This is a genomic window from Candidatus Dormiibacterota bacterium (assembly GCA_036495095.1).
Classification (GTDB): Bacteria; Chloroflexota; Dormibacteria; order Aeolococcales; family Aeolococcaceae; genus CF-96.
In genome coordinates, this window is the sequence record DASXNK010000064.1 from 1 (window position 1) to 7426 (window position 7426).

Below are 7426 nucleotides of genomic sequence, written 5' to 3' on the forward strand. Positions count from 1 at the left end.
CCCACCTTCCGGCTGAAGCGGCCGGAGGAGATCGAGAAGATGCACACGTCGGGGCGGATCCTCGGGGCCTGCCTCAGCCACCTGGCGGCGAGCATCCGGCCCGGGATCACCACCCTGGAGCTCGACAGGGAGGCGGACACCTTCATCCGCGACCACGGGTGCATCCCCGGGTTCCTCGGCTACTACGACTACCCCAACTCGCTCTGCGTCTCGGTCAACGAGGAGGTCGTCCACGGCATGCCGGGCAGCCGGGTCATCGAGGAGGGCGACCTGGTCTCCCTCGACTGCGGCCTGATCCTCGACGGCTGGTGGGCGGACAGCGGCCTCAGCACGGCCTGCGGGGAGGCCCCGCCCGAGACCCAGCGCCTGCTCGACGTCACCCGTGAGGCGCTGCTCAGGGGCATCGACCAGGCCCGGCCGGGCCGCCACATCGGCGACATCGGCCACGCCGTCCAGACCTATGTCGAGGCCGAGGGCTTCTCGGTGGTCCGCCAGTACGTCGGCCACGGGATCGGGCGGAACATGCACGAGCCCCCCCAGGTGCCGAACTACGGCCGGGCGGGCAGCGGCAACCTGCTCAAGCCCGGCTACGTCCTCGCGATCGAGCCGATGGTCAACGCCGGGGGCGCCGAGGTGCGGGTCCTGGACGACGGCTGGACGGTGGTCACCTGCGACCGCCGGCGCTCCTGCTACTTCGAGCACACCGTGGCGGTGACCCCGGAGGGGCCGGTGGTGCTCACCCTGCGGGACGAGGAGGCGGCGTGACCGGTGCCCCGGCCTGTGGCGCCCCGCTCGAATCTGTATACTCGCCCGTCACGCCCCTCCCGGATTCGGCGCGCCCGGTGAGCGGGCGGGAGGGCCCCCTGGTGGGGCGCGTCATCGAGCCGCTTCCCAATGCGCTCTACAGGGTCGAGCTGGAGGACGGGCACCGGGTGCTCGCCCATCCCGCGGGCAAGGCCCGGCTGCAGGCGGTCCGCATCCTTCCCGGAGACCGGGTGAGCATCGAGCTCAGCGCCGGCGACCCGGGGCGGGGGCGGATCCTGCAGCGACTCGGATAGGAACCAGGACAGACAAGAGATGGTGAAGGTGAACGCAGCGACATGAAGGTCCGGGCCTCGGTGAAGAAGATCTGCGAGCGGTGCAAGATCATCAAGCGCCGTGGGGCGGTGCGCGTCATCTGCGAGAACCCCAAGCACAAGCAGCGTCAGGGGTAGGCGAGAAGTGGCACGAATCGCAGGCGTCGACATCCCGCGTGACAAGCACGTGGTCATCGCGCTCACCTACATCTTCGGCATCGGGCCGACCACGGCGAAGCGCATCCTCTCCCTCGCCCAGCTCAACCCCGACATGCGCACCCGGGACCTCACCGACGCCCAGGTGGGCAAGCTGCGCGCCCTCATCGCCAAGCAGCTCCAGGGCAGGGTCGAGGGCGATCTTCGACGTCAGATCGCCCTCAACATCAAGCGGCTGATGGAGATCGGCACCTATCGGGGGCTCCGCCACCGCCGCGGGCTCCCCGTGCGCGGGCAGCGCACCCGGACCAACGCCCGCACCCGGCGCGGACCGCGCCGCACCGTGGGCGTCCGCAGGAAGAAGAAGTAGTGACCACCGCAGTCATCGGGACGGGTGACGGGTTGATTGGGAGCATCGATGGGTAAGAAGAAGAAGGTCGTCAGGACCCGGCGGCGCGAGCGCAAGAACATCGCGGTCGGGCACGCCCACATCCTGTCCACCTTCAACAACACCATCGTCAGCCTCACCGACACCCAGGGCAATGTGCTGGCCTGGGGCTCCGCGGGCGGCCAGGGCTTCAAGGGATCGCGCAAGAGCACCCCCTTCGCCGCCCAGGTGACCGCCGAGGCCGCGGCGCGGCGGGCCATGGAGCACGGTCTTCGCAGCATCGAGATCTTCGTCAAGGGTCCCGGCGCCGGCCGTGAGGCGGCGATCCGCAGCCTCCAGGCGGCGGGCCTCGACGTGACCGCCATCACCGACGTCACCCCCATCCCCCACAACGGCTGCCGGCCGCCCAAGCGGCGCCGGGTCTAGAGCCCAGGAGCCACCGACACCATGGCCAATCCCCACCATCCGGTCTGCCGCCTCTGCCGGCGAGAGGGCGTCAAGCTCTTCCTCAAGGGCGAGAAGTGCGTGACCAAGTGCACCCTGGACCGTCGCAACATGACGCCTCCCGGGCAGCACGGCATGGCGCGCCGCCGCAAGGTGAGCGACTACGGCATCCAGCTGCGCGCCAAGCAGCGTGCCCGTCGCCTCTACGGCGTGCTGGAGACGCAGTTCCGCCACTACTTCGAGAAGGCGGAGCGCAGCACGGGGGTGACCGGCACGGTGCTGCTCCAGAACCTGGAGCGGCGGCTCGACAACGTCGTCTACCGGCTCGGCTTCGCCGCCTCCCGTCCCGAGGCGCGCCAGCTGGTCAGCCACCGCCACTTCAGCGTCAACGGACGCACCGTGAACATCCCCTCGTACCAGGTCCGGCCCGGTGACGTGGTGGCGGTGCGCGAGAAATCCCGGAAGGCCCAGCCCATCGACAACGCCCAGGCGCTGATCCAGGGCCGTCCGGTCCCGGACTGGCTCACCCTCGACGCCGATGCGCTCAAGGGGATCGTCCAGCGGCTGCCGGAGCGCACCGAGATGGACGCCTTCATCGACGAGCAGCTGATCGTCGAGTTCTACAGCAGATAGCTCCACCCAGAGAGAGGCCCACACCCACCGCATGGTCGACACCACCCACACCCCATCCGTCCGCGAGCTGCAGAGCACCACGGACTACGGCCGCTTCCAGATCGAGCCGCTCGAGCCTGGATTCGGCACCACCCTCGGCAACTCGCTGCGCCGGGTGCTGCTCTCGTCGCTCTCGGGCGCGGCGGTCACCTCGGTCTCGATCGAGGGCGTGTCGCACGAGTTCTCCACGCTTCCCCACGTCAAGGAGGACGTCACCGAGATCCTCCTCAACATCAAGCTCCTCAATGTCATCAGCCACGTCGACGAGCCGGTCCGGATGACCCTCGACGCGCGCGGTCCCAAGCAGGTGCGCGCCGGCGACATCGAGACCACCAGCGACGTGGAGATCTGCAACCCCGACCTCCACCTCTGCACCCTCGACGGCCCCCAGGCGCAGCTGCGCATGGACCTGACCGTGGAGCGGGGCAAGGGCTACGTGCCCGCCGAGCGCAACAAGAAGGAGGGGCAGCCGATCGGGGTGATCCCGATCGACGCCATCTTCACCCCGGTGCGCAAGGCCAACTTCTCCGTGGAGAAGACCCGCGTCGGCCAGGACACCGAGTGGGATCGTCTCCTCGTCGAGGTCTGGACCGACGGCACCATGCCCCCGGTCGAGGCGGTCAGCCAGGCGGCCTCGCTCTTCACCCGCCACCTCGAGCTCTTCGTCAGCTTCGGCGACAACCTCGCGGTCCAGCCGGTGTCGCAGGCGCGCGGCAACGACCTCCCCAGCCGCCTCGCCGACGTCCCCGTCGAGGAGCTGGAGCTGAGCGTCCGCGCGCTCAACTGCCTCAAGGCCAACGACGTGACCCGCATCGGCCAGCTGGTGGCGATGCGCCAGGAGGAGCTGCTCTCGCTGCGCAACTTCGGACAGAAGTCGCTCGACGAGATCCGCGAGAAGCTGGTGGAGCGGGGCTTCGTGACCGCGGAGGAGCTGGAGACGCTCTTCCAGCCCGCCCGCTAGCCAGGTCGCCGACAAGGGGAAGCCGAGATGCGCCATCAGATGGCCGGACGGAAGTTCGGCCGCACCAGCGCCCACCGCCAGGCGATGACCCGCAATCAGGTCACCGCCCTGCTTCGGCATGGCCGCATCCGCACCACCGAGGCGAAGGCGAAGGAGCTGCGCCGCTGGGTGGAGCGGGTGATCACCAGCGCCAAGCCGGGCGACGTGCACGCCCACCGCAGGGTGGCCCTGTGGGTCAACGACCGCGAGGTCAGCCACCGGCTGTTCTCCACCTACATGGACCGCTACCGCGACCGGCCCGGCGGCTACACCCGCATCTACCACCTCGGTCCGCGGGTGGGCGACGGCGCGCCGATGGCGATCATCGAGCTGGTGGAGTAGCCGTCCCGATGCTCGATCCCGCCACCGAGGTGAGCGCCGAGGCGACGCACAGCTATGCCCTCACCCTGGAGTACGACGGCAGCAGGTTCAGCGGCTGGCAGCGCCAGCCCGACCGGCGCACCGTCGAGGGCGTGCTCCGCGACGCCATCCTCGCCGTGACCGGCGAGCAGGTGCGGCTCACCGCCGCCGGCCGCACCGACGCCGGGGCCCACGCCCACGGCCAGGTGGTCGGCTGCGCGCTCCGCCGTCCCTGGGAGCCGCGCCGGCTCCGCGCCGCGCTCAACGGCCACCTCCCCGAGGACACCGTGGTGCTCGAGGTGCGCTCCGCGCCCGACGGCTTCCACGCCCGCTTCGACGCCCGCACCCGCACCTACCGGTACGTGGTGGCGCCGCGCGCCGAGCGCGCCGCGGTGGCCCGCGACCACGCCTGGCGGGTCCCCCGGTCGCTCGAGCTCGAGGCGATGCGGGGCGCCGCCAGCCACCTGGTCGGCACCCACGACTTCGCCGCGTTCGGGCGCTCGCCCCGCGCCGGCGGCACCACGGTGCGCACCATCCAGTCGCTGACGGTGCGGGCCCACGCGATCCCGGATCCCCACGGAGAGCCCGGCGCCGAGCCGCGCACCGTGGTGACCATCGACGTCACCGCCGACGCGTTCCTCTACGGCATGATGCGCGCCATCGCCGCCACCCTGGTGGCGGTGGGCGACGGCCGTCTGGACGCCCCGTCGGTGGCGTCGCTGCTCGACGCGCCGGGCCGCACCCGGCGCCTGCCCACCGCCCCCGCGCACGGGCTCCACCAGTGGGCGGTGACCTACGACCTTCCCCAGGGCGACGGAGACGAGGACCGATGAACACGCAGAAGTGCTATCAGCCGAGCGCCGGTGAGGTGCCTGCGAACTGGTACGTCGTCGACGCGAAGGGCCAGACCCTGGGGCGGCTCGCCGTCAACATCGCGCGGGTGCTCCGCGGCAAGCACCGGCCCCAGTACACCCCGCACATGATGACCGGCGACCACGTCATCGTCGTCAACGCCAGGGACATCGTGGTCACCGGGAACAAGCGCACCCAGAAGACCTACGACCGCTACTCGGGCTACCCGGGTGGCCGCCGGGTGCGCACCTTCGAACAGACCATCGAGCGCCACCCCACCCACCCCATCACCCATGCGGTGCGGGGCATGCTCCAGCACAACACCCTCGGTGCCGACCAGCTGAAGCGTCTGCGCGTGTACGCGGGCGGCGAGCACAAGCACGAGGCGCAGCAGCCGCAGCCGATCACGTTCGGCGAGCTCGGGGAGATCATCCGTGCCAGCCAGTGAGCACTACTACAACGGCACCGGCCGTCGGAAGAACGCGGTGGCGCGCGTCCGCCTGATCCCCGGCGACGGCGTCCTCGTCATCAACGGCAAGTCGCCGAGCGAGTACTTCGGCCGGCGCGACCTGGAGACCATCGTCACCCAGCCGCTGCGGGTCACCGACACCATCGGTCGGTTCGTGGCCAGCATCAAGGTGCAGGGGGGCGGCGTCGCCGGCCAGGCCGGTGCGGTCTGCCACGGCATCGCCCGCGCCCTCTGCCTCGCCGACGAGAACCTCCGGGAGCCGCTGAAGCGGGCCGGCCTCCTCACCCGCGACCCGCGGGAGAAGGAGCGCAAGAAGTACGGCCTCAAGCGGGCCCGCAAGGCCCCGCAGTACACCAAGCGCTGAGCGCCGCCGCGACACCCGCCACGGTGGTGGCGGCCCCACGGGTGCGTGTGCTCGGTGTCGGCGTCGATCTCGTCGACATGGACTCGGCCCTCGACGCCGTGGTCGGCGCCGCCCGGCCCGAGCGCAGCGGCGCGCCCCTGCAGGTGGTCACGCTCAACCCGGAGATGGTGATGCGGGCCCGGCGCGACCCGGCCCTGGGGGCGATCATCGAGGCCGCCGGGCTGGTGGTGCCCGACGGCATCGGGCTGGTGCTGGCGCTGCGCCGCCGCGGCTACGGTGGCGCCGGCCGGGTCGCCGGCGCCGACCTGCTCGAGCGCTACGCCGAGCGGGCCGCGCCGCTGGGCCAGCGGCTCGCGCTGGTGGGTGGCGCGCCCGGGGTCGCCGCCCTCGCCGCCGCCGAGCTCGAGCGCCGTCACCCCGGGCTGCGGGTGGTGGCCGCCGACGGCGGCGACCCCGGCAGCGAGACCGCCGACCGGCTCCGCGCCGCCGCCCCGGACGCGGTCTTCGCCGCCTACGGCGCCGGCCGGCAGGAGAGCTTCCTCGCCGCCCATCTCGCCGCCATCGGCGCCGGGGTGGGCATGGGCGTCGGCGGCGCCCTCGACTTCCTCTCCGGACGGGTGCGCCGTGCCCCCGCCGTGGTGCGCCGCGCCGGGCTGGAGTGGGCGTGGCGGCTGGCCCGCCAGCCCTGGCGAGCGCGCCGCCAGGCGGTGCTGCCGCTGTTCTGGTGGCTCGACCGGCGGGAGTGCGCCGCGCTGCCGCCGTCGCGCCGGGGGGAGTAGCGGTGCTCAGCCTGGTCGTCCCCTCCTACAACGAGGCCGAGCGGCTGCCGCCGAGCCTCGCCCGGATGCGCGAGCATCTCGACCTCTCCGGCGAGGAGTACGAGGTCATCGTCGTCGACGACGGCAGCAGCGACGGCACCGCCGCCGCCGTCGAGCGCGCCGCCGCGAGCTGGCCGCAGCTGCGTCTGCTCGGGCTCGAGCGCAACCAGGGCAAGGGCGCGGCCACCCGGGCGGGGATGCTGGCCGCTCGGGGCGAGCACCGCGCCTTCAGCGACGCCGATCTCAGCACCCCGCTGGAGGAGCTGCCCCGGCTGCGCTACCACCTCGAGGGCGATTGCCAGGTGGCGATCGCCTCGCGGGCGGGCGACGCCCAGATCGAGGTGCACCAGGCGCTTCGCCGCGAGCTGATGGGCAAGACCTACAACAGGCTGCTCCAGCTGCTCGTGCTCCCCGGCATCCGCGACAGCCAGTGCGGCTTCAAGGTGTTCACCGCGACCGCGGCCGAGGCCTGCTTCGGGCCGCTGAAGACGCTGCGCTTCGGCTTCGACGCCGAGGTGCTGCTCCGCGCCCGCCGCCACGGCTGGAGGATCGCCGAGGTGCCGGTGCGCTGGAGCCACCGCGACGACTCGCGCGTCAGCGCGCTGCGCGACTCCGGCATGGTGCTGCTCGACCTCATCCGCCTGCGGCTCTGGCGGCGCTGACCGGTGCGGGCTCGGGCGGCGTAGACTCCAGGCGTCGGCTATCGCGCCAATCGGCTCAGGAAGGCAGACGTGACCGCAGACCTCTCGGCACCGCCCTTCATCCTCGACGTGCGCGTGGCGCGCTCGCCGCTGGTGGGGCTGCGCTACGGGGTCGACGGCCGGGCC

At 72.1% G+C, this 7426-nt stretch carries 13 protein-coding genes; all 13 read left to right on the forward strand.

The genetic code is table 11. The features are described 5' to 3' along the window. Positions 1 to 12 precede the first annotated feature (12 nt). The 13 genes from map (at position 13) to VGL20_06905 (ending at position 7261) form a co-directional block, all read left to right on the forward strand. Positions 13 to 765 carry a type I methionyl aminopeptidase gene (gene map, locus VGL20_06845; GenBank protein ID HEY2703391.1) on the forward strand — a complete coding sequence of 251 codons (753 nt, stop codon included), beginning with the start codon at positions 13 to 15 and terminating at the stop codon, positions 763 to 765. Positions 766 to 863: 98 nt separating this feature from the next. Next, the gene (gene infA / locus VGL20_06850) at positions 864 to 1058 is read left to right on the forward strand and encodes a translation initiation factor IF-1 (protein HEY2703392.1); all 195 of its coding nucleotides are present in this window, start codon (positions 864 to 866) and stop codon (positions 1056 to 1058) included. A gap of 42 nt (positions 1059 to 1100) precedes the next feature. After that, positions 1101 to 1214 carry a 50S ribosomal protein L36 gene (gene rpmJ, locus VGL20_06855; GenBank protein HEY2703393.1) on the forward strand — a complete coding sequence of 38 codons (114 nt, stop codon included), beginning with the start codon at positions 1101 to 1103 and terminating at the stop codon, positions 1212 to 1214. 7 nt (positions 1215 to 1221) lie between these two features. After that, complete coding sequence (gene rpsM, locus VGL20_06860; protein HEY2703394.1) at positions 1222 to 1602, forward strand: 30S ribosomal protein S13; 381 nt, start codon at positions 1222 to 1224, stop codon at positions 1600 to 1602. Between the two features lie 48 nt (positions 1603 to 1650). After that, positions 1651 to 2046 (forward strand): 30S ribosomal protein S11, encoded by a 396-nt coding sequence (rpsK, locus tag VGL20_06865; protein ID HEY2703395.1) that lies wholly within the window; start codon positions 1651 to 1653, stop codon positions 2044 to 2046. Between the two features lie 21 nt (positions 2047 to 2067). Continuing rightward, positions 2068 to 2697, forward strand: a complete 630-nt coding sequence (gene rpsD / locus VGL20_06870; protein ID HEY2703396.1) for a 30S ribosomal protein S4 — start codon at positions 2068 to 2070, stop codon at positions 2695 to 2697. Positions 2698 to 2728: 31 nt separating this feature from the next. Then, complete coding sequence (locus VGL20_06875) at positions 2729 to 3697, forward strand: DNA-directed RNA polymerase subunit alpha (GenBank protein ID HEY2703397.1); 969 nt, start codon at positions 2729 to 2731, stop codon at positions 3695 to 3697. A 39-nt stretch (positions 3698 to 3736) separates the two neighbouring features. Continuing rightward, positions 3737 to 4078: a 50S ribosomal protein L17 gene (gene rplQ / locus VGL20_06880; GenBank protein ID HEY2703398.1), complete on the forward strand. Its 342-nt coding sequence runs from the start codon at positions 3737 to 3739 to the stop codon at positions 4076 to 4078. An 8-nt stretch (positions 4079 to 4086) separates the two neighbouring features. Continuing rightward, on the forward strand, positions 4087 to 4929 hold the full coding sequence (gene truA, locus VGL20_06885; protein HEY2703399.1) for a tRNA pseudouridine(38-40) synthase TruA: 843 nt from the start codon (positions 4087 to 4089) through the stop codon (positions 4927 to 4929). Beyond that, complete coding sequence (gene rplM, locus VGL20_06890) at positions 4926 to 5396, forward strand: 50S ribosomal protein L13 (GenBank protein ID HEY2703400.1); 471 nt, start codon at positions 4926 to 4928, stop codon at positions 5394 to 5396. The genes truA and rplM overlap by 4 nt, the downstream gene beginning before the upstream one ends. Then, a complete protein-coding gene (gene rpsI, locus VGL20_06895) occupies positions 5383 to 5781 on the forward strand; it encodes a 30S ribosomal protein S9 (GenBank protein HEY2703401.1) in 399 nt (132 codons plus the stop codon). Before rplM ends, rpsI begins: the two co-directional genes overlap by 14 nt. 77 nt (positions 5782 to 5858) lie before the next feature. Then, entirely contained in the window at positions 5859 to 6560 is a 702-nt protein-coding gene (locus tag VGL20_06900) for a WecB/TagA/CpsF family glycosyltransferase (GenBank protein ID HEY2703402.1), read from the forward strand. Between the two features lie 2 nt (positions 6561 to 6562). Further along, entirely contained in the window at positions 6563 to 7261 is a 699-nt protein-coding gene (locus VGL20_06905; protein HEY2703403.1) for a dolichyl-phosphate beta-glucosyltransferase, read from the forward strand. Positions 7262 to 7426: the final 165 nt, after the last annotated feature.

Bases quoted from the DNA above. Each gene is read 5' to 3' on its own strand.
- truA (HEY2703399.1), top strand. From the start codon at position 4,087: ATGCTCGATCCCGCCACCGAGGTGAGCGCCGAGGCGACGCACAGCTAT.
- rpsD (HEY2703396.1), top strand. From the start codon at position 2,068: ATGGCCAATCCCCACCATCCGGTCTGCCGCCTCTGCCGGCGAGAGGGC.
- rplM (HEY2703400.1), top strand. From the start codon at position 4,926: ATGAACACGCAGAAGTGCTATCAGCCGAGCGCCGGTGAGGTGCCTGCG.
- rpsK (HEY2703395.1), top strand. From the start codon at position 1,651: ATGGGTAAGAAGAAGAAGGTCGTCAGGACCCGGCGGCGCGAGCGCAAG.
- VGL20_06875 (HEY2703397.1), top strand. From the start codon at position 2,729: ATGGTCGACACCACCCACACCCCATCCGTCCGCGAGCTGCAGAGCACC.
- rplQ (HEY2703398.1), top strand. From the start codon at position 3,737: ATGGCCGGACGGAAGTTCGGCCGCACCAGCGCCCACCGCCAGGCGATG.
- rpmJ (HEY2703393.1), top strand. From the start codon at position 1,101: ATGAAGGTCCGGGCCTCGGTGAAGAAGATCTGCGAGCGGTGCAAGATC.
- VGL20_06900 (HEY2703402.1), top strand. From the start codon at position 5,859: ATGGACTCGGCCCTCGACGCCGTGGTCGGCGCCGCCCGGCCCGAGCGC.